Raw genomic sequence first — 22,920 nt, forward strand, 5'->3', positions numbered from 1 at the left:
AAAAAATTCAAATATATGCATAATAACATATTTATTACACAACTTATCATGTATAATAAAAATTGCAATATACTCATAATAAAATATCCATTACATGGTACTACCATGTAGAATAAAAATTGTAATAATAGTGAGTACATCTAATAAAGAGGCTCTTCCATTATGAAAAAATTATTCTTGCAGTTTTATTATCGCTTTAGAGCCGCTTATCTCTATGAAAGCTGACCATATTATTGGGCCGCTGATTGAGTCCAACTTGAAACTGTTCTCTTTTTTCTATAAAAAAAACCCTTCAGGTTGCATTCTTCCCTTCACTTTATCGTGAAGTGTTTTTGAATACTTACCTAAAGGGAGCAATATCAATAGTAATTTTTTAATTTATCTGCTACTCAGATTACGATGTAATCAATAATCTAAAGCTTTTTTATTATTCTATTCGCTGACGAGCGAATAGAATTCCACCTAAAAGGAACAATACCATACCTCCAAGAATTGAAATCATTTCTGCTGATGTTCCTCCTGTGTTAGGAAGTAATGTTGGCTTATCATTTTCTTTATTAGGTGGAACTTTTGAATCGCTATTTTTGTCTGTATTTGTGTTTGGATCTGTGCTTGGATCTTTTGGATCTACACCTGGTTCGTCCTTGATTTTTGTATTCGTGATGTCATAACCATTTACTTCGGATTTGTATCCCACTACTGGTTGTTCTTTCACTTCATACTTGTACGCCTTACCTTCAGCATCATATGCTGCTAAATCTTTAAATTCATATTTCCAATCACTTTCTGTACTCACTTCTTGTGTTGCGATTACTTGGCCACTTTGTAGTAAGTCTACTTTAATCATTGAAGGACGTTCTTTCGCATTATCGTCTTTCCACATTTTTGTTCCTTCTACTTTTGTTTGGCTTACTTTTGTATTCGTGATGTCATATCCTTTGACTTCGGATTGATATCCATCTACTGGTTGCTCTTTCACTTCATACTTATATGCTTTTCCTTCAGCATCATATGCCGCTAAATCTGTAAACACATATTTCCATTCGCCTGCTGCGCTCACTTCTTGTGTTGCGATTACTTGGCCATTTTGTAGTAAGTCTACTTTAATCATTGAAGGACGATCTTTCGCATTATCGTCTTTCCATGTCTTCGTTCCTTCTACTTTTGTTTGGCCTACTTTTGTATTTGTGATGTCATTACCTTTGACTTTTGATTGATATCCGTCTACTGCTTGTTCTTTCACTTCATACTTGTAAGCTACACCATTCTCATCATATGCTGCTAAATCTTTAAACGCATATTTCCATTCGCTTGCTGCGCTCACTTCTTGTGTTGCGATTACTTGGCCATTTTGTAGTAAGTCTACTTTGATCATTGAAGGACGATCTTTCGCATTATCGTCTTTCCATGTCTTCGTTCCTTCTACTTCTGTTTGGCCTACTTTTGTATTTGTGATGTCATTACCTTTGACTTTTGATTGATATCCGTCTACTGCTTGTTCTTTCACTTCATACTTGTAAGCTACACCATTCTCATCATATGCTGCTAAATCTTTAAACGCATATTTCCATTCGCTTGCTGCGCTCACTTCTTGTGTTGCGATTACTTGGCCATTTTGTAGTAAGTCTACTTTGATCATTGAAGGACGATCTTTCGCATTATCGTCTTTCCATGTCTTCGTTCCTTCTACTTCTGTTTGGCCTACTTTTGTATTTGTGATGTCATTACCGTTTACCTTAGATTTGTATCCGTCTACCGGTTGTTCTTTCACTTTATACTCGTAAGCTACACCGTTTGTATCGTATGCTTGTAGGTTTTCAAATGTGTACTTCCAATTTGTTGCTGCTGTTACTTCTTTTGTGTTTACTACTTTACCACTTTGTAGTAAGTCTACTTTAATTGCTTTCGGACGATCTGTTGCGTTGTTATCGTTCCAAGTCTTTGTTCCTTCTACTTTCGTTTCGCCTACTTTTGTATTTGTGATGTCATATCCTTTGACTTCGGATTGATATCCATCTACTGCTTGTTCTTTCACTTCATACTTATATGCCTTACCTTCAGCATCGTATGCCGCTAAATCTTTGAATTCATATTTCCAGCCTGTCACTTCTGTTACTTCTTGTGTTGCGATTACTTGGCCATTTTGTAGTAAGTCTACTTTAATCATCGTCGGACGATCTTTCGCATTATCGTCTTTCCACGTTTTCGTTCCTTCTACTTTTGTTTGACCAACTTTAGTATTCGTGATGTCATAACCATGTACTCCTGTTTGATATCCGTCTACTGCTTGTTCTTTCACTTCATACTTGTATGCTACTCCGTTTGCATCGTATGCTTGGAGGTTTTCAAATGTGTACTTCCAATTTGTTGCTTTGCTTACTTCTTTTGTGTCTACTACTTTACCATTTTGTAGTAAATCTATTTTAATCATCGTCGGACGATCTTTCGCATTATCGTCTTTCCATGTTTTCGTTCCTTCTACTTTTGTTTTGCTTACTTTTGTATTCGTAATGTTATAACCTTTTACTTCGGATTGATATCCGTCTACTGCTTGTTCTTTTACTTCATACTTATATGCCTTACCTTCGGTATCGTATGCCGCTAGATCTGTAAACGCATATTTCCATTCGCTTGCTGCGCTTACTTCTTTTGTATCGATTACCTTGCCATTTTGTAGTAGGTCGACTTTGATTGTTTCTGGACGCCCTTCACCGTTTCCGTCCTTCCATACCTTCGTTCCTTCTACTTTTGTTTGACCAATCTTTGTATTCGTGATGTCATAACCTTTCACTTCGGATTTGTATCCGTCGATTGGTTGTTCTTTCACTTCATACTTGTATGCCTTACCTTCGGCATCATATGCCGCTAAATCTTTGTATTCGTATTTCCAGCCTGTTGCTTTACTTACTTCTTGCGTCGCAATCACTGTACCATTTTGTAGTAGGTCTACTTTAATCATTTCCGGACGATCTTTCGCGTTATCGTCTTTCCATGTTTTCGTCCCTTCTACTTTTGTTTTGCCAACCTTTGTATTCGTGATGTCATAACCTTTTACTTCTGTTTGATATCCGTCTACTGCTTGTTCTTTTACTTCATACTTATATGCCTTACCTTCGGCATCATATGCCGCTAAATCTGTAAACACATATTTCCATTCGCTTGCTGCGCTTACTTCTTTTGTATCGATTACCTTGCCATTTTGTAGTAAGTCTACTTTAATCATATTCGGACGATCTTTCGCATTATCGTCTTTCCATGTTTTCGTCCCTTCTACTTTTGTTTGACCTACTTTTGTATTTGTAATGTCATAACCTTTTACTTCTGTTTGATATCCGTCTACTGCTTGTTCTTTTACTTCATACTTATATGCCTTACCTTCGGTATCGTATGCCGCTAGATCTGTAAACGCATATTTCCATTCGCTTGCTTCTGTTACTTCTTGTGTTGCGATTACTTGGCCATTTTGTAGTAAGTCTACTTTAATCATATTTGGACGATCTTTCGCATTATCGTCTTTCCACGTTTTCGTTCCTTCTACTTTTGTTTGACCAACTTTAGTATTCGTGATGTCATAACCTTTTACTTCTGTTTGATATCCGTCTACTGCTTGTTCTTTCACTTCATACTTATATGCCTTTCCTTCGGCATCGTATGCCGCTAAATCTTTGAATTCATACTTCCAACCTTTTTCCGCTGTTACTTCTTGCGTTGCGATTACTTGGCCATTTTGTAGTAAGTCTACTTTAATCATATTCGGACGATTTTTCGCATTATCGTCTTTCCATGTTTTCGTTCCTTCTACTTTTGTTTGCGCCACTTTTGTATTTGTAATGTCATAACCTTTTACTTCGGATTGATATCCGTCTACTGGTTGCTCTTTTACTTCATACTTATATGCCTTACCTTCGGCATCATATGCCGCTAAATCTGTAAACGCATATTTCCATTCGCTTGCTGCGCTCACTTCTTTTGTATCGATTAACTTGCCATTTTGTAGTAGGTCTACTTTGATTGTTTCCGGACGCTCTTCACCGTTTCCGTCCTTCCATACCTTCGTTCCTTCTACTTTTGTTTGACCAACCTTTGTATTCGTGATGTCATAACCTTTTACTTCTGTTTGATATCCGTCTACTGCTTGTTCTTTCACTTCATACTTGTATGCCTTACCTTCGGCATCATATGCCGCTAAATCTTTGAATTCATATTTCCAACCTTTTTCCGCTGTTACTTCTTGCGTTGCGATTACTTGGCCATTTTGTAGTAAGTCTACTTTAATCATCGTCGGACGATTTTTCGCATTATCATCCTTCCACGTTTTCGTTCCTTCTACTTTTGTTTTGCCTACTTTTGTATTCGTGATGTCATTACCGTTTACTTCCGATTGATATCCGTCTATTGCTTGTTCTTTCACTTTATACTCGTAAGCTACTCCGTTTGCATCGTATGCTTGTAGGTTTTCAAATGTGTACTTCCAATTTGTTACTTCTGTTACTTCTTTTGTGTCTACTACTTTACCATTTTGTAGTAAGTCTACTTTAATCATCGTCGGACGATCTGTTGCATTGTTATCGTTCCAAGTCTTTGTTCCTTCTACTTTCGTTTCGCCTACTTTTGTATTTGTGATGTCATTACCTTTGACTTCCGATTTATATCCATCTACTGTTTGTTCTTTCACTTTATACTCGTAAGCTACTCCGTTTGCATCGTATGCTTGTAGGTTTTCAAATGTGTACTTCCAATTTGTTGCTTCTGTTACTTCTTTTGTGTCTACTACTTTACCGTTTTGTAGTAAATCTACTTTAATCATCGTCGGACGATCTGTTGCGTTGTTATCGTTCCAAGTCTTTGTTCCTTCTACTTTCGTTTCGCCTACTTTTGTATTCGTGATGTCATAACTGCTTACGCTAGATTTATATCCCGCAATCGGTTGTTCTTTCACTTCATACTGATAAGCTACTCCATTCGCATCGTATGCTTCTAAATCTGCAAATATATATTTCCAACCCATTACTGCTAGTACATCTTGTGTTTTGATTACGTTACCGTTTTGTAGTAAGTCTACTTTGATCATTGCCGGACGGTCTATTGCATTTCCGTCTTTCCACGTCTTTGTTCCTTCTACTGTCAATTTTGCTACTTTTGTGTTTGTAATGTTGTAGCCATTTACTTCCGATTTGTATCCCGCTACTGGATGCTCTTTTACTGTGTACGTATAAGGAACACCATTTGCATCATATCGTGCTAAGTCTGCAAATGTATAATTCCAACTGGTTGCTTCTGTTACATCTTGTGTTTGAATTACATTGCCATTTTTCAATAAGTCTACTTTGATTGTTGTTGGTCGATCTGATGCATTGTTGTCATTCCAAGTTTTCGTTCCTGCTACTGTTGTTTTTGCATCTTTTGTATTCGTAATGTCATATCCTTTTACTTCGGATTGATATCCATCTACTGCTTGTTCTTTCACTTCATACTTGTACGCTTTTCCTTCGGCATCATATGCCGCTAAATCTTTGAATTCATACTTCCAACCGCTTGCTTCTGTTACTTCTTGCGTTGCGATTACTTTATCGTTTTGTAGTAAGTCTACTTTGATTGTTTTCGGACGATCCGGTGAATTGTTATCCTTCCACGTTTTCGTTCCTTCTACTTTTGTTTGACCTACTTTTGTATTTGTAATGTCATAACCTTTTACTTCGTATTGATATCCGTCTACTGCTTGTTCTTTCACTTCATACTTGTATGCCTTACCTTCGGCATCGTATGCCGCTAAATCTTTGAATTCATATTTCCAACCTGTTGCTTCTGTTACTTCTTGTGTTGCGATTACTTGGCCATTTTGTAGTAAGTCTACTTTAATCATCGTCGGACGATCTTTCGCATTATCATCCTTCCACGTTTTCGTTCCTTCTACTTTCGTCTTGCCTACTTTTGTATTCGTGATGTCATAACCTTTTACTTCTGTTTGATATCCATCTACTGCTTGTTCTTTCACTTCATACTTATATGCCTTACCTTCGGCATCATATGCCGCTAAATCTTTGAACTCATACTTCCAACCGCTTGCTTCTGTTACTTCTTGCGTTGCGATTACTTGGCCATTTTGTAGTAAGTCTACTTTAATCATATTCGGACGATTTTCCGCATTTCCGTCCTTCCATGTTTTCGTTCCTTCTACTTTGGTTGTTTGTACCACTTTTGTATTTGTAATGTCATAACCATTTACTTCTGTTGTGTATCCATCTATCGGTTGTTCTTTTACTTCATACTTGTACGCCACTCCATTTGCATCATAGACTGCTAGGTTGTCAAATTTGTATTTCCAACCATCTGCCGCTGTTACTTCTTTTGTGTCTACTATTTTCTCATTTTGTAGTAATTCTACTTTGATTGAACTTGGACGATCTTTCTCGTTATCGCCTTTCCACATCTTCGTTCCTGAAACAGATGTAGTTTTCACTTTATTTGGAATATCCAGTTCGACTCCATTTTCATCATCTGATTTTATTTCAAACTCTACTTTTTTCTGAGGATCGAAATCAATATAGTCTGGAGCTGAAACCTCTTGTACATAATATTTACCTGGTGATAATTGAGGAGTTTCAACTATCCCTTTTTCATTTGTTTTATATTCGCCCCCAACTTGTTCACCAGACTCTTTATACAACTTAAACGAGACATTCGGAATTACTTTTTCTTTATTTCCTTCAATATGTTTAACAATTTTCAGCTTTCCTTTTGGAACCTTGTTACCAGTAGCACCACCACCAGCTGTCATATTTTCGACTGGATGAGTACCCGATTCAGTAACTGGTTCTTTGTTTAGGACTTGGTAATCAATCGTATAATCATTCTTAAAAAACTCTTGCTTCTTCCCAGCTTCCGTTATAGTAGATGTATAACCAATCGTAAAGGCAGCAAGACGTGCTTTATCCTTATTAAGCATAACTTTAAATGATCTGTCTCCAGTAAAGGTAATCGTTCCGTAACCTTGCTTTTCAAACTCTTGTAGCGTTAAAGATCGACGACCTAGATAATCATCTACACTTATATAGAAACTATCCTTATTAAGTGTTTGACCTTCCTGTAAATTATCAGTCACAACAATATCACGACTTAACTCTTCTTTATTTAAATTTATATTCAAGAACCAACGTACTTCATTGTCCTTACCTGAGTTCATATCACCAGTTTTATAAAAAAACGGTGGCTTTCCAGGATCTGTGCCACCACCACTACTTGGACCGGTAATTCTTACAGACTGCTTATCTACAGTTGTACCAAAATTGGTTTCAATCTCTTTCTTTTGATCCGTTCCTACATTAGTAGCTTCCACGAAAAAGTTTAAATACCCTTGAATATTTTCATATGTATCCACTTTATCATTAAATGTACATACCACAGTACCTGCTGTAACTTTACAAGTACCATAGTCATTTAATAGAAACTCGCTATTTAATCCTTTTAACTCTGGAGGCAGTGTTAATGTTAGTGTGTCTCCAGGCTTCAGCCTAAGTCCATCTTTTTCACTGAAGTTTACAGTTACTTTAGTCCTTTCTGTGGTACTTAGATTTGTTTTACCAATCTGAAAACTATCCACAAGTCCTGCTGTGTTTAGCTCTTGCGCATTAGCTACTATAGGTAAAAGACTCTGACCTATAGTAAACATGAAAATCATTATAATCGAAAAAATCGAAGTAATTTTTTTTAAATACATATTTTATGTTGTCCTCCTATAAAATTAAAAATAGATAGATCCTGGTACAAACATACTATGACAAAGATTCTATTATTCAATGTCATTAAGCTATTTCACTTAAATATTTTTGATAGCTATTATCATCTTTTTCTCTTTTTTCAACCCTTCTATTACTTACAAACTTGAAGTTTGACTTTTATATAGATTCATCTCATTTCTCCGACATGTCTAAACTATGTTATTTCTGGTCTATATTGTTTAACAAAAACAGATTAAGAAATTCAAATTGCAAATACACATGGACGGACCATAGAATAACTTCAAAGTCAGAAGAAGACAATTCAAAAAGCACTCACGATAAAACGCATGAAAGTCTTTCGTCTTATTATGCCGTAAAGTTTCCAAAACTTCTTCACATCTACCGCAAACGATTGCGCAACAACACCAAAAATTGTAGTGTGGGCAAATATAGACCAGCTATTTCACAGCGAATATGCATTTGGCCAACTTCCATACTTATCCTCCAAAAGAATAACAAGAAGTACCATCTATAATCGAAATTAGCATATCAACCGAGGAAAGTTCGAACTGTGAAACATACTTGGATACTCGTATTCTAAAAGATGTTATTGAAGATGCGTTTTCTGCCATTATGAGTTGAGGTGAAATTGGCCATATGTTAAAACGTTTTGTGTTTAGTTACACAGCCGACCTACACACCGAAACAAGTAGAACAAGAAGCGTTCCACCGCCAGCATTATATAATTAAAAACGCTCTGGATGAAGTATTGTTTGTTTGCCTATGCAAGATGATAGTCATATTCTCCAAATTTGAATACAGTGGACCGAATTTGGGGGTAACTAAAAAAGAGTATGATTGTCAACTGATTTCATGTAAATCGTATAGAAATACGAAATTCAGCCTTTTCATTTTTGGAGTATATAAATGAGTGTCGAGAAAAAACACTTTGCCTAATGGGTTCCATGGCTATGTCGAAGAATTAAAATGAGCTTATATATGATGATAATATCAAAACCGAGAAATTTATATCCTTTCATTATTTTTTATCAAATCATGAAAACTTCAATTGTACTATATGTACTATTTTAAACATATCCCCCTAGTTTCTTGACTAGGATGGAAGTTTTCAAGATTAATTACTAATTGGTTAGATGAATTGTTATTTTAGTATTTGGCATAGCTGTAACAATGTTTTTTACAACAATCACACCATTTCCTAGTAACATTCCACCAACTAATAATACATATATGGATTTTTGATAATTTTACCCCCAACAGTCTATTATTCTAGAATCGTTCCTAAAAATCAATAGTTAATTGGTATTTTACTATTTTCACTTCATCACCATAACATATATTTGTCACATGTATTTGTCACATGTATTTATATTAGAAAACTGAAATAAAAAAAAGAGACAGCTCTGCCATCTCTTTTTTATTTCAGTTTACCCTCATCAAGACGTACGTGAGGTTCTCCCCCATACGTCTTTTCGTTGATCTTCTTTCTTTGACTTCTGATCAGTCTATAGACTGATCAGAAGTTTATATATCAACTTGTATATCAATTCTAAACAAAAATAGACATCTTTTCTTTATTACATTTTTTCTGGTGCAGATACTCCTACGATTGCTAATGCATTTTGAAGTGTCGTGCGTACTGCTTTCATTAATTCGTAACGAGCTTTACTTAATTCTAAATTATCTTGGTTTAATACTTTTTCTGCATTGTAGAAGCTGTGTAATGCTGCTGCTAATTCAAATGCATAGCTTGTAATGCGGTGTGGCAGACGTTTTTGCGCTGCATCCGCAACTACAGCTGGGAATTCACCAAGTTTTTTCAGTAACTCTACTTCTTTCTCAGAAGTAACAAGTTTGTAATTTACGCCTCCACCTGTAGCTAATCCTAACTCTTCACCTTGACGAAGGATACTGCATACACGAGCATGTGCATATTGTGCATAGTATACTGGGTTTTCATTAGATTTTGATACAGCTAAGTCCATATCGAAGTCTAAATGAGAATCACCGCTACGCATTGCGAAGAAGTATCGCATTGCGTCCACGCCTACTTCTTCCATAAGCTCACGAAGTGTAACTGCTTTACCTGTACGCTTACTCATTTTCATTTTTTCACCATTTTGGTACAGTTGTACCATTTGGATGATTTCTACTTCAAGTGTTTCTTTATCGTAACCTAGTGCTTGAATAGCAGCTTTCATACGAGGAATGTAACCGTGGTGGTCAGCACCCCAAATGTTGATTAGCTTATCGAAACCACGCTCTAATTTATCACGGTGATAAGCGATATCTGGCGTTAAGTATGTGTAAGAACCGTCATTTTTAATTAATACACGGTTTTTGTCGTCACCGTAAGTCATTGAACGGAACCAAGTTGCTCCGCCTTCTTCAAAGATTTCGTCACGCTCTTTTAATACAGCAAGAGCCTGATCAATTTTTCCGTTTTTGTATAATGATGTTTCTGAGAACCACACATCGAAGTTAACACGGAAGCTTGCTAAATCTTTTTGAAGTTTTGCTAACTCATATTTTAAACCGTATGAACGATAGAATTCATAGCTTTCTTCTGCATCAGCTTTTGCATAACGATCGCCAAACTCTTCAGCTAAACGTTTACCGATTCCAATGATATCCGCACCATGGTAACCGTCTTCTGGCATTTCTTTCTCTAAACCTAAAGCTTGCATGTAACGAGCTTCAACAGAAAGAGCTAAGTTATGAATTTGGTTACCAGCATCATTAATGTAGTACTCACGAGATACATCATATCCTGCTTTTGCTAATACGTTACATAAAGTGTCACCTACTGCCGCACCACGTGCATGTCCTAAGTGCAGATCGCCTGTTGGATTCGCAGATACGAACTCAATTTGTACTTTTTCACCTTTACCAGTATTCGTTTCACCGTATGCTTCACCAGCGTTGACGATTGTTGGGATTAAGTCTGTTAAGTAGCTATTATCCATGTAGAAGTTAATGAAACCAGGACCAGCGATTTCAATTTTTTCAATAGAAGCTTTTGCTTTATCGAAGTTTGCAACTAATTCTTCTGCAATCATACGAGGTGCTTTTTTCGCAACGCGTGCAAGTTGCATTGCCATATTTGTAGAGAAGTCACCATTTGTTTTATCTTTTGGAGATTCTAATACAACGTTTGGAATTTGTTCTTCTGTCGCTAGTTCTGCCTTTAATACAGCAGCTTGAATTTCTTCTTTAATCAATCCTTTTACTTGTTCTAAAGAATTCATTATTTTGCCTCCTTCAAATTAAGTGTAATTGTATATCTGCCAGCTTCTTGTTCACTTAGAAGCAATGCGTACGTTAAGAAGAGTTGTCCTTTTTTCTTTTCATCCGACCATTTAAAAAGAACGTTATCAGTTTTCGTTTGCAATGCAAACGTACCAAGTTCACTCGTATACGTACCAGTTGTCCATTCACCTTTCACATGCGTCTGACGCATAGAAATAGCACCTGAGCGCATAATGAGAACTTGTTCATCTTGAATTTTAATAATTGTTTTCACTTCGCCTTGTTCGTTCGGCTCTTGGAATGTTATATATGTACCTTGACCTTTTACATAGTATTGACCATTTGCTTCAAAAGCAACGGTTTCCTTCCTCGCCCCTTCACGGATTTCTGTTACGAAATGAACGTGTACCGGCAAGCCTGCAAGTTGTTTCTTCACGTCTTGCACACCCTTCAAATGTTATAGATATTAAATACTACTTATAATAAATCACTTTTCCTATCATATCAAAAAAAGACTCTGTCTGTCTGCTGAAAAATCAGGAAAACTCCTTTTCAAAAAATAATTCACCTTCACTTTATTTCATATGTTAAAATATTTTTTAAATCTAAATATTCTTTCATTTCAAGGGGTGAATTTGGTGCTACCAACAAAGTTAAAAAAAGGTGATGAAATAAGGGTTATTTCACCATCTTGTAGTTTAAGTATTGTCTCAAATGAAAACAGAGACCTTGCTATAAAAAGATTAACCGACATAGGCTTTCAAGTTACATTCTCAAAATATGCTGATGAGATAGATCGATTCGCTTCCTCTTCTATTTCTTCACGAGTTCAAGACCTCCACGAAGCATTTAGAGATCCTAATGTAAAAGCCATTTTGACGACACTTGGCGGATACAACTCTAATGGTTTATTGAAACATCTCGATTATGATTTAATTCGAGAAAATCCGAAAATTTTCTGCGGTTATTCTGATATTACCGCTTTAAGTAACGCGATTTATGCTAAAACAGGCTTAGTTACATATTCAGGTCCTCACTTCTCTTCATTTGGAATGGAGAAAGGGCTCAATTATACGACCGATTACTTTTTAAAGTGCTTAACTTCTCATGAACCTATTGAAATACTACCAGCTGAAACTTGGAGCGATGACTCTTGGTATATGGATCAAGAAAATCGAGAATTTATTACAAATGAAGGATATGTTTCAATTCAAGAAGGGGAAGCGATCGGAGATATTATTGGTGGCAATATGAGCACATTTAATTTACTGCAAGGTACACCATATATGCCAAGCTTACAGGGCAAAATTTTATTTCTTGAAGAGGATAGTTTAACAGGAAAATCTACCCTAAAAACTTTTGATCGATATTTACATTCTCTTATGCAGCAAACTGATTTTGAATACGTAAAAGGCATCGTTATAGGAAGAATGCAAAAAGGAACAGAATGTATGATAGAGGACATTCAAGAAATGATTGCTTCAAAGCCTGCACTTGCTCATATCCCTATTATTGCGAATGCCAGTTTCGGACATACAACTCCAATCTTTACTTTCCCAATTGGCGGAAGGGCAAAAATCATTTCTAATAAAGAAAGTTCAGCTATCACCATTTTAACGCACTAAAAAAGGAGCGAACGATTCGCTCCTTTTATGGTTTTTCTATTTTTTGCAACGCTTTTTGCGGGATTGATTCTTTCGAGATTTCAGCCCATCCTTTTCCCTGCATACCTTTTGCATAAATTTTTATAAAAGCACCCGTATGCAATTCACGGTTCACCATTCTTTTAATAACTTGTAGCTTTCCATCTTCTGTATACCCTTTAAATGTATACAAATATTCATCGTCTTTTTTCTCACTTTTATCTATAACAGCATAATAATCTTGTATTTCTTTATTTGAAAAGAAGTTGTCTACAAAAGCATGCACACCTTCTGTTTTCGTGTTTAAATAATATGCTGTTCCACCTAAAATAATGGCGAACACAGCTAAAACTTTAATTACCAATTTCATAAATGCGCCTCCTGTTTGCACTGCTTTCTCACTAGCCGTATGTCTATACCTGTATTATACGAAAAAAGGCATACTATACTCTATCGAAATGCCTTACACTTTCCTTACATTATTGTAAGAGTTTTTCACCTTACAGCGATTTCCCAATAAAAAATTTTTCCGTTTAACAAACTTTTATATTATTATTGAATGATACAAATTTTTATTACAAAAATCAAAGGAGACAATTTTCAAATGGCTATCTTGCAAGGTTTAGCACTATTACTTGTTGTACTTTGTCTATTTACACTTTTCAGTTACCGTGCGCCTTACGGAATGAAAGCAATGGGCGCTTTAGCTAATGCAGCAATCGCAAGTTTTCTTATTGAAGCATTTCACCGTTATATTGGTGGAGAAATGTTTCATAATGACTTTTTACAATCAGTAGGAGTAGCTTCTGGTAGCATGAGCGGTGTCGCAGCGGCAATTTTAGTCGCATTAGCAATCGGTGTCTCACCCGTATACGCTGTTTTAATCGGTATCGCTACTAGCGGATTCGGTATTTTACCAGGATTTTTCGCTGGATACGTTTGTGCCTTCGTCGTGAAGTTTCTCGAAAAGAAATTACCAGCTGGTGTAGAGTTTTTAGCAATCCTATTTATCGCTGCACCAATTTCACGCGGAATGGCCATGCTTATGGATCCACTCGTTAACGCAACACTTGGTAAAATCGGTTCTATGATTTCAGTTGCAACTACAGAAAGTCCTATCATTATGGGTATTATGCTTGGTGGATTAATAACAGTTATTTCTACATCTCCATTAAGTTCTATGGCACTAACTGCAATGCTTGGATTAACTGGTTTACCAATGGCAATTGGTAGTCTTGCCGTAGCAGCTTCTGCCCCAATGAACTTCATTTTCTTTAAACGACTAAAAATCTGTTCAAAGAAAGATACAATCGCCGTGGCAATCGAGCCGTTAACACAGGCCGATGTTGTCTCAGCAAATCCAATTCCTATCTATATGACAAACTTTGTTGGCGGTGCGCTTGCCGGTATTATTACGTCGCTATTCCAGCTCGTTAATAATGCACCAGGGACAGCATCACCAATTCCAGGACTTCTCGTACTGTTCGGATTTAATGATGTAATAAAAGTAACGATTGCTGCCGTATTATGCGGAATCGTTACCACTATTGTTGGATACGTCGGTTCTATTGTGTTCCGCAAATATCCAATCCGTTCTGCTGATGAAATTCGCGGAATTACTTCGGAAGAGAAAGTTGCGTAAAGAAAGGGAGCTATTCTCATCGTTTGAGAATAGCTCTTTTTTATGTCGCGTGACGGTAAGTGAAATTATACTGAACACAACTCCGCATATATCGACGTTTCGACAAAGGATATCGACTTAACTACTAAATAAGACAATAATAACCTACCTATTAATAAAAGAAGCCGGCTCAAAATACTTTTTGAGTCGGCTTCACTTTTACTTTATCCAGCTACAGCGGCTAGAATGATTGGTGGCTTGCGCTTTTATTTTATCCAGCTACAGCAGCTAGAATCTCCGGCCATTTCACACTCTCGTTCGAAGCCAAAAGCGCTTCTCGGTCGAGCGTTCCAATGACCTGCGATTCTGAGCGAGCTGCCTACGCTTTTATTTAACCCAACCGAGCAGCATTTCCCGCACGAATTTGCTTGCTGCGATTGGTGTTTGATCACTATGATCGTAGACTGGAGCTACTTCTACTAAGTCTGCTCCGACTACTTTTATATTTGAATTTGCAATTGCTACGATGGACTCTAATAGTTCTTTAGATGTGATACCTCCAGCTTCTAATGTTCCTGTTCCAGGAGCGTGAGCTGGGTCTAATACGTCTATGTCAATTGTGACATAGACTGGGCGTCCTGCAAGTTTCGGTAATACTTCCTTTAACGGTTCTAATACGTCAAATTTATATAAGTTCATACCTACTTCTTTTGCCCATTCGAATTCTTCCTTCATTCCAGAACGAATACCGAAAGAATATACGTTTTCCGGACCAATTAAATCGCACACTTTACGAATTGGTGTAGAGTGGGATAAAGGCTCTCCCTCATATGACTCACGTAAGTCAGTATGAGCATCCATATGGATGATTGCTAAATCCGGATATTTTTTTGCCATTGCCTTAAAAATTGGCCAAGACACTAAGTGCTCTCCGCCGAGACCTAGTGGAAACTTACCGGCATCTAATAGTTTTGTTACATATTCTTCAATCATGTCTATGCTGCGCTGTGGATTCCCAAATGGTAATGGGATATCACCCGCATCAAAATATTTTACCTCTTCTAGTTCACGATCTAAATACGGACTATATTCTTCAAGACCGATTGATACTTCACGAATACGTGCAGGGCCAAAGCGAGATCCTGGACGGAAACTTACTGTCCAATCCATAGGCATCCCGTAAATAACTGTCTCTGACTCTTCAAAACTTGGATGACTTTTAATAAATACTTTACCTGAATAAGCTTCATCAAAACGCATATTCTTTTCCTCCTTATGTGGAACTTAAGGTATCCCAACCTTTCACTATTTCTCAAATTTGGAGCGCATTGCTCCTCTTTCTCGATTTACCTGGGCCTTCTTGTTATCACAAGAAGACTACTTCATTTGTAGCAGTGTAAGTAACTAGCATGTTCAAGCCTTCTAGACAAACACCTTAAATGAGTTACTTACACTTTATTTATTTCAATTTAACGCTCTTACTTAATTAAATCGCCAACAAATTTCGGTAATGCGAATGCTGCATTGTGTAATTCTTTTGTGTAATATTTCGTTTCGATTTCATGGAAACGCTCTTCACTTACTTCTAATGGATCATGTTTTTTAGATCCGATTGTGAACGTCCAAAGTCCACTTGGATACGTCGGAATGTTTGCTGTGTATAGACGAGTAATTGGGAAAATCTCTTTTACGTCTTTAAACACAGTTGTAATTAGTTCTGGTGTAAACCAAGGGTTGTCCGTTTGAGCAACGAAAATACCATCTTCTTTTAACGCTTTAGAAATTCCAGCGTAGAAGCCTTTTGTAAATAGGTTTACTGCTGGGCCTACTGGCTCAGTAGAATCTACCATAATTACGTCATATTCATTTTCGCTTTCTGCGATGTGTAGGAAACCGTCTCCTACTTTTACTTCTACACGCTCATCATCTAATGCGCCTGCAATTGATGGTAAGTATTGTTTAGAGTACTCAATTACTTTTCCATCAATTTCAACAAGAGTTGCTTTCTTTACGCCTGGGTGTTTTAATACTTCACGAATAACACCACCATCGCCACCACCTACTACTAATACGTTTTCAGGGTTTGGATGTGTAAATAAAGGTACGTGCGCTACCATTTCATGATAAACGAACTCGTCCTTTTCTGTTGTCATAACCATGCCATCTAAAATAAGCATGTTTCCGAACTCTTCCGTTTCAACCATATCAAGTTTTTGGAATTCTGTTTGCTCCGTATGTAATGTGCGGTTAATACGCGCCGTAATTCCAAAATGCTTTGTTTGTTTTTCAGTGAACCATAGTTCCATCGTACAATCACGCCTTTCAATGCAAATTTATAATAGGGACATCATTAATGTCCCCTAACAAAAATAAAACAAAACATCCAAAAAGTATAGTTAAAAGTACAAAAATACCGAAAATATATTTTAGTCAGAGGGTTCTAACATATATGTGAAAAGGGATTGCTCTGTAATAGGAAAGAAAACCCTTTCTTAAGAAAGGGTTTTTGTCTCTATTTCTACCGGTTTACGAATCGGAATTAAGATCATTACGCAACCAACTAACACAACAATTCCACCGACTAAAAACGGACTTTGTGGTGAAACTGTATGACCGATGACCCCTGATAAAATTGGAGCAATCGCGCCTCCTAACCAACGAACGAAGTTATAAACACCTGATGTAACAGATCTTTCATAAGGTGAAATATCCATTACATAACTTGTAAATAACGCGTTATTTAAGCCTGATGCTAATCCTGATAGAACGATTAACACGATTTGTAACCACATGATTTTAACGAAGAATAGTGCAATTAAGAAAATCGCAAATACAAGTAAACTACCTTTTAACAATGTTTTTGGTTCATATTTACCTTCTAGCTTATGCGCTAAAATTGCTGATCCGTAAGCTAATGCTAATCCCCATCCGCAAAATACAAATCCTAATTGAATAGCAGATAAATGCATAATCAGTGGTGAATATGCTAACACGACGAAAAATCCGTAGTAGTATAACATTCCCGAAATAGCACCTTGCATAAACGGTTTATACTTCACCAAGTTAAGTAATTCTCCTACGCCTGCTGCTTTACGCTTCACTTTTCGCTCCGGCTCTTTTACAAAAAAGAAAACTAAAATAAATGCTAAAGAAATTAAAATACTCGTCGCAAAAAATGGGTAACGCCAAGAATATCCACCTAATATACCGCCTAATAAAGGTCCACCTGCCATCCCTAAACCGATAGCTGCTTCATATAATCCTACTGCTTCATGAACTTCTTTACTTAATGCAATTAATAATGTCATCGCCGTTGCGAAGAACATCGCATTTCCTAATCCCCACCCCGCACGGAAAAGAGATAATTGAGCAATCGTTTGCGATATACCACATATAAATGCAAATACAGTTACAATCGCAAGACCGATCGTCATCATTCGTTTATCACCAAATCTTGATGCAAATATTCCAGCTGGTAACATCATAATTGCCATCGTTAAAATATAAGCTGTAAATAACATCTCGACTTGCCAATGCGAAGCACCAATTTGTTCAGCAATACTTGGTAAAATTGGGTCGACTACTCCTATACCTGAAAAGGCAAGAAAGGTAGCCACCACTGTAATCAATCTCCCTAATTTTTGTTTGCTCTCCATTTTGATTACTCTCCTTTTGTATTCTCTAAAAATGTAACTGCACGGCTTAAACTATCCTCTAGCTCTGCCTTAACACGCTGCATTTGCTCCATTTTTTCGTCTAACGTTTGCACTTGTTTTTCAAGCATCTCTTTAATTTCTTGAATCACTTCACGGTCACGCGGATTCTCACTATTTCTTCTTTGTTCCATTCTTTCTTTTAACGATAAGAAATGTTGCATTTCTTGAAGCGTAATTCCTAGTACTTCTTTCGCTTCCACAATCCTTTTAATTCTCGCAATGTCCTCGTCTGTATACAGGCGAATGTTCCCTTCACTGCGTTCTGGGGGATGAATTAAACCAATTTCCTCATAATAACGAAGTGTACGCTTTGTTAAACCAACTTGCTTTGTTACTTCATCAATTTTATACATGTGTATTCCTCCCTTCACCAATTATTACATTTTACGTTAACGTTAACTTTTGTGCAACTGTTATACTTTTGTAAATGTTTGTCATATGAATTGTATTTTTCTCAAAGCAGTTTCATAATGAAAGAAAAGAGATGATAAGGAGATTTTCACATGAATAAACCACTTATTTTCGCTCACCGCGGGGTAAAAGGAACACACCCAGAAAATACGATGATTGCCTTCCAAGAGGCTGAACGCATTAGTGCTCACGGAATTGAACTTGATGTTCATCTATCAAAAGATGGTGAACTAGTTGTTATTCATGATGAAACGGTGGACCGCACAACAAATGGCGTGGGACTTGTTTCTGAGAAAACTGTAGAGGAATTACAAGCTTTAGATGCTGGTAGCCATAAAGATCCTTCTTTCCATGAGGCGAAAATCCCAACATTACGAGAAGTATTTATTTGGCTCTCTACAACAAATTTACAACTTAACATTGAATTAAAAACAGATGTTCTTCATTATCCAAATATTGAAGAAAAAGTTGTTGCTCTTGTTCGTGAATATCATCTATCCAATCAAATTGTATTTTCATCATTTAACCACGATTCCGTTTCATTATTAGCAGAAATTGCTCCAGAAATTCCAAGAGCGATTTTGTACGATACACCACTTGCAGATCCTATTGCTGAAGCAAAAAAACATGGGGCAACTGGATTACATCCAAACTTTCAATTATTAACGAAAGAGTTTGTCCAATTAGCACAGGGGCAAGGATACGTTTTTCGTCCTTACACTATTAATGAATATAAAGATTTACAAACTATGATTGACTATGGTGTAGATGTCATCATTACCGATTGGCCAGCACGTGCCTTTGAGCTCCTTTCTTAATTGAAGGGGCTTTTTTGTTTTCAAAATTTCATTGTTTAAAATAAACGAAAACCCTCAATACTAATACAATAATGCTTGTATTAATGAGGGGCTGAAAAAGATGGATCAAACTATGAATCCAAAACTTAAAAAATATAAACGTCTTTTCTTCACCGTAATGTTTTCTTGTGTTCTTTTTTTCGTTTTTTCCTTTTTTATTATCATTATAGCTGCAAAAATCATGGGGCCTCCCCCTGTTGCAGTGCCGCAAACGAGTGTCTTTTACGCTAATGATGACACTGTTATAGGACAAAGTAATGAAACACAAAAGCGCTATAATGTATCTCTTGATGAAATTTCTCCTTATGTAAAAGAGGCAACACTATCTATTGAAGATCAACGATTCTACAAACATCATGGATTTGATATAAAGCGCATTGTTGGTGCCATTGTTGCCGATTTAAAAGCAATGGCAAAAGTACAAGGTGCTAGTACTATTACACAACAGTATGCTCGTAACCTATACTTAGATCATGATAAAACGTGGAAGCGTAAACTATTAGAGGCAATGTATACCGTTCGCCTTGAAGTGAACTATAATAAAAATCATATTTTAGAAGGATATTTAAATACAATTTATTACGGGCATGGTGCTTACGGAATCGAAGCTGCTTCTCGCCTGTATTTCGATAAAACTGCAAAAGAATTAACATTAGCAGAAGCGAGTATGCTCGCAGGCATTCCGAAAGGACCTAGCTTCTACTCTCCCTTTTTAAAAAAGGAGCGTGCTAAAGGGCGTCAATCTCTCATACTAGATGAAATGGTAGAACAAGGTTATATTACAAAACAGCAAGCTACCTCAGCAAAAAAGGAAACACTTACTTTTGCTTCATTGGATACGAAAAAAGTTGCAGAGGTCGCACCTTATTTCCAAGATGCTGTACAAGCTTCTCTTCTTCGGGATATCGGATTAGATGAGCAAGCCTTACAGCGAGGTGGCTTACGTATTTATACAACGCTAGACCCTAAATTACAATCTGTAGCAGAGCAAGCTGTAAAAAATCATATACCTGAAACAACAAACATCCAAACTGCCCTCGTCTCTATGAATCCAAAAACGGGTGAAGTGGCTGCCCTTGTTGGTGGAACTGATTATAATACGAGTCAATTTAACAGAGCTACACAAGCCGCTCGTCAGCCCGGCTCTACATTCAAGCCATTCCTATATTACGCAGCCTTAGAACGAGGATTCACCCCTGCTACGCGCTTAAAAAGCGAATACACTGTATTCACTTTAGGTGATGGTGTTTCCAAATATAAACCGAAAAATTATAAAAACTATTATGCAGACGACTTTGTGACAATGGCACAGGCACTCGCTGTTTCTGATAACGTATATGCTGTGAAGACAAATCTATTTTTAGGCGAAGACATTCTTACAAAAACAGCGAAGCAATTCGGTATTACTAGCGCATTAAAAGATGTTCCGTCTCTTGCTCTCGGCACATCTCCTGTAAAACCAATTGAAATGGTCAATGCTTATAGCATGTTTGCAAACGGCGGGAAAGAAGTAAAACCAATCTTTATAAGGCGCATCGTTGATCATGAAGGAAATATGCTATACGATGCTCATTTAGAAAGTAAACAAGTTCTAGATAAAAGCAAAGCCTTTGTGATGGAAGAAATGATGGCAGGTATGTTTAATAAAAAACTAAGCAGTTATGCCGCTGTGACCGGTCAATCGATGTTATCAAAACTATCAAGAACATATGCTGGAAAGTCTGGTTCTACAGAAACTGATAGTTGGATGATTGGATTTACCCCGCAGCTCGTAACAGGGGTTTGGATTGGATACGATCAACCTAAATCCATTTCAAACGTAGCAGAACAAGGATACGCAAAAAAAATATGGACCGATACAATGGAAAAAGGATTAGATGGACAGCCTAAACAAGAGTTTAAACAACCAGCAGATGTTGTTGCAGTCGATGTTAATCCTGAAAACGGTAAGATTGCTACAAAAAATTGTCCCATTTCTGTGAAAATGTATTTCGCAAAAGGTACAGAGCCAACAGAGTATTGTATGGATCACGTTGATGATAAGGAAGAGTTCGAAAAGGTTAGTGAAGAGAAGAAAAAGACGGGTTGGTGGAAAAAATATCTCCCGTGGTAAAAAAATAGCTGACGGAAATCCGTCAGCTATTTTTATTCGCCTAATAATGCGTGGCGCAATTCTTCACTAGATTCGTTCCAAATTGCTTCATTATGCTCTTTTAAGAATGTACCAAGTACTTTTTTAGATGATTCATCCATATGATCAATCATGATGTGACGCTTTAGGGATTTATCCATTTTATTTACATGCTCTGGAAGTGATTTATATCCGCGGCGAATTTCACGATCAACTGTCATTTCACAGGCTGTTGCACCTGCGTAATAAGCACCGTTTGGTGTTCTTTCAATTGTTACCCAAACAAGCCAAAACGGTTTTCCGTTTGGAACTTCATCTTTATTTGTTAAAAACTTAATTCCTTTTTCTACTGTACTACGCGCATGCATCGCACCGATATCAACGAACGCAGTTTTCTCTAATACATCAACAAATACAGGAGAAATATTTTCTAAACTTAATGCCCCAACGCCAAAACCACCATGTCCATCTGTTGAATCATTTTTCACGATATTAAAACCGATTTTTTTCTTTTTCTCTGTCATATGTAAACTCCTCCTCGCTTAATGATTAAAAAAGCCTGAAAATAGGCGCAATGATATTTTGTAAAAATATTAATACATATGGAATAACAACATTGAAAATAGGTTGAATTGTGTAATTGCTAAGCGGTGTAATAACAAGAATTAATAACGCAATTGATCCATACTTTTCATACTGTGTCATTTTCGCACGAATATTCGCTGGTGCTAAATCTTCCACAACGCGATACCCATCAAGTGGCGGGATTGGTAATAAATTAAATACAAGTAAAACAATATTAAGCATAATAAAAATTTGGAAAAATTGATCCAGCGTATCTGCTACTGCAAGTGGCATCGCATCTAACACACCAAACGTTATTAAGCTATACCAAATAATTAAACCTATTGCACTTAAGATAAGATTACTTATCGGTCCCGCAATAGAAACTAATATTCCCGCAAGACGCGGTCTTTTAAAGTTATACGGATTAACAGGTACTGGTCTTGCCCAACCGAATCCAAGAATTAGTACAGCAATCATACCGATAGGATCTAAATGAGCCATCGGTGATAATGTTAAACGTCCTTGCTTTTTCGCTGTATCGTCTCCAAATTTATATGCAACATACGCATGTGCAAATTCATGCACAGATAGCGCAATAATAATCGCCATTGCTACCAATGGAATTTGTTGCAATGGGTATCTAAATAACTGATCCATAACTCATCTCCTCTTCCATATGTCAAAAAAAGAAATTATTTGTTTTTCCGATTGTTCTTCCTCATAATCCGCTATAATAAGAGTGTAACTTACATAAAAGGAGCGATTATACATGCCATACGTAACAGTGAAAATGCTAGAAGGACGCACAGAAGAACAAAAGAAAGCTCTTGCTGAGAAAGTAACAGCAGCAGTAAGCGAAACAACTGGTGCTCCTGAAGAAAACATCGTTGTTTTCATCGAAGAAATGTCTAAAAACCATTATGCAGTTGGCGGAAAACGCTTAAGCGACAAATAATTTCAAGTTTTTTCATAAGAAGCAGCTCTTT

At 36.8% G+C, this 22,920-nt stretch carries 15 protein-coding genes; 5 read left to right on the forward strand and 10 right to left on the reverse strand.

Annotated features, from left to right (window positions below):
- Positions 1-427: 427 nt before the first annotated feature.
- From MKY90_RS27270 to MKY90_RS27280, 3 genes are all read right to left on the reverse strand, one after another.
- A complete protein-coding gene (locus MKY90_RS27270; RefSeq protein WP_341093123.1) occupies positions 428-7,717 on the reverse strand; it encodes a Cna B-type domain-containing protein in 7,290 nt (2,429 codons plus the stop codon).
- A gap of 1,599 nt (positions 7,718-9,316) precedes the next feature.
- A complete protein-coding gene (argS, locus tag MKY90_RS27275; RefSeq protein WP_098167853.1) occupies positions 9,317-10,987 on the reverse strand; it encodes an arginine--tRNA ligase in 1,671 nt (556 codons plus the stop codon).
- Entirely contained in the window at positions 10,987-11,424 is a 438-nt protein-coding gene (locus tag MKY90_RS27280) for a DUF1934 domain-containing protein (protein WP_002089794.1), read from the reverse strand. The genes argS and MKY90_RS27280 overlap by 1 nt, the downstream gene beginning before the upstream one ends.
- A gap of 148 nt (positions 11,425-11,572) precedes the next feature.
- Between MKY90_RS27280 and MKY90_RS27285 the strand changes: the two genes are divergently transcribed.
- Positions 11,573-12,613, forward strand: a complete 1,041-nt coding sequence (locus MKY90_RS27285) for a S66 family peptidase (RefSeq protein WP_341093127.1) — start codon at positions 11,573-11,575, stop codon at positions 12,611-12,613.
- A gap of 25 nt (positions 12,614-12,638) precedes the next feature.
- Here MKY90_RS27285 and MKY90_RS27290 read toward each other — a convergent pair whose 3' ends face one another.
- A complete protein-coding gene (locus MKY90_RS27290; protein WP_002130097.1) occupies positions 12,639-13,001 on the reverse strand; it encodes a YxeA family protein in 363 nt (120 codons plus the stop codon).
- 234 nt (positions 13,002-13,235) lie between these two features.
- On the opposite strand from MKY90_RS27290, the gene MKY90_RS27295 reads away from it, so the two are divergent.
- The gene (locus tag MKY90_RS27295; RefSeq protein WP_002130098.1) at positions 13,236-14,273 is read left to right on the forward strand and encodes a PTS sugar transporter subunit IIC; all 1,038 of its coding nucleotides are present in this window, start codon (positions 13,236-13,238) and stop codon (positions 14,271-14,273) included.
- Between the two features lie 366 nt (positions 14,274-14,639).
- Here MKY90_RS27295 and speB read toward each other — a convergent pair whose 3' ends face one another.
- The 4 genes from speB to MKY90_RS27315 all read right to left on the reverse strand — a co-directional run bounded on the left by speB (position 14,640) and on the right by MKY90_RS27315 (position 18,321).
- Positions 14,640-15,512, reverse strand: coding sequence for an agmatinase (gene speB, locus MKY90_RS27300; RefSeq protein WP_341093129.1), 873 nt, complete (start codon positions 15,510-15,512; stop codon positions 14,640-14,642).
- Positions 15,513-15,730: 218 nt separating this feature from the next.
- On the reverse strand, positions 15,731-16,558 hold the full coding sequence (gene speE / locus MKY90_RS27305) for a polyamine aminopropyltransferase (RefSeq protein WP_341093131.1): 828 nt from the start codon (positions 16,556-16,558) through the stop codon (positions 15,731-15,733).
- A gap of 186 nt (positions 16,559-16,744) precedes the next feature.
- A complete protein-coding gene (locus MKY90_RS27310; RefSeq protein WP_098167851.1) occupies positions 16,745-17,908 on the reverse strand; it encodes an MFS transporter in 1,164 nt (387 codons plus the stop codon).
- Positions 17,909-17,913: 5 nt separating this feature from the next.
- Entirely contained in the window at positions 17,914-18,321 is a 408-nt protein-coding gene (locus MKY90_RS27315; protein ID WP_002016353.1) for a MerR family transcriptional regulator, read from the reverse strand.
- Between the two features lie 150 nt (positions 18,322-18,471).
- Between MKY90_RS27315 and MKY90_RS27320 the strand changes: the two genes are divergently transcribed.
- Together MKY90_RS27320 and MKY90_RS27325 are read left to right on the forward strand one after the other, a co-directional pair.
- Positions 18,472-19,197 carry a glycerophosphodiester phosphodiesterase gene (locus tag MKY90_RS27320; protein ID WP_061673825.1) on the forward strand — a complete coding sequence of 242 codons (726 nt, stop codon included), beginning with the start codon at positions 18,472-18,474 and terminating at the stop codon, positions 19,195-19,197.
- A 100-nt stretch (positions 19,198-19,297) separates the two neighbouring features.
- On the forward strand, positions 19,298-21,349 hold the full coding sequence (locus MKY90_RS27325) for a transglycosylase domain-containing protein (RefSeq protein ID WP_341093134.1): 2,052 nt from the start codon (positions 19,298-19,300) through the stop codon (positions 21,347-21,349).
- Positions 21,350-21,381: 32 nt separating this feature from the next.
- Here the strand turns inward: MKY90_RS27325 and MKY90_RS27330 are convergent, their stop codons facing one another.
- Positions 21,382-21,891 (reverse strand): YwhD family protein, encoded by a 510-nt coding sequence (locus MKY90_RS27330; protein WP_002016357.1) that lies wholly within the window; start codon positions 21,889-21,891, stop codon positions 21,382-21,384.
- A gap of 25 nt (positions 21,892-21,916) precedes the next feature.
- The gene (locus tag MKY90_RS27335; RefSeq protein WP_098167849.1) at positions 21,917-22,591 is read right to left on the reverse strand and encodes a site-2 protease family protein; all 675 of its coding nucleotides are present in this window, start codon (positions 22,589-22,591) and stop codon (positions 21,917-21,919) included.
- A gap of 112 nt (positions 22,592-22,703) precedes the next feature.
- Between MKY90_RS27335 and MKY90_RS27340 the strand changes: the two genes are divergently transcribed.
- Positions 22,704-22,889: a 2-hydroxymuconate tautomerase gene (locus MKY90_RS27340; protein WP_001147171.1), complete on the forward strand. Its 186-nt coding sequence runs from the start codon at positions 22,704-22,706 to the stop codon at positions 22,887-22,889.
- Positions 22,890-22,920: the final 31 nt, after the last annotated feature.

This window comes from Bacillus sp. FSL P2-0099 (assembly GCF_038007445.1).
Lineage (GTDB): Bacteria > Bacillota > Bacilli > Bacillales > Bacillaceae_G > Bacillus_A > Bacillus_A mycoides.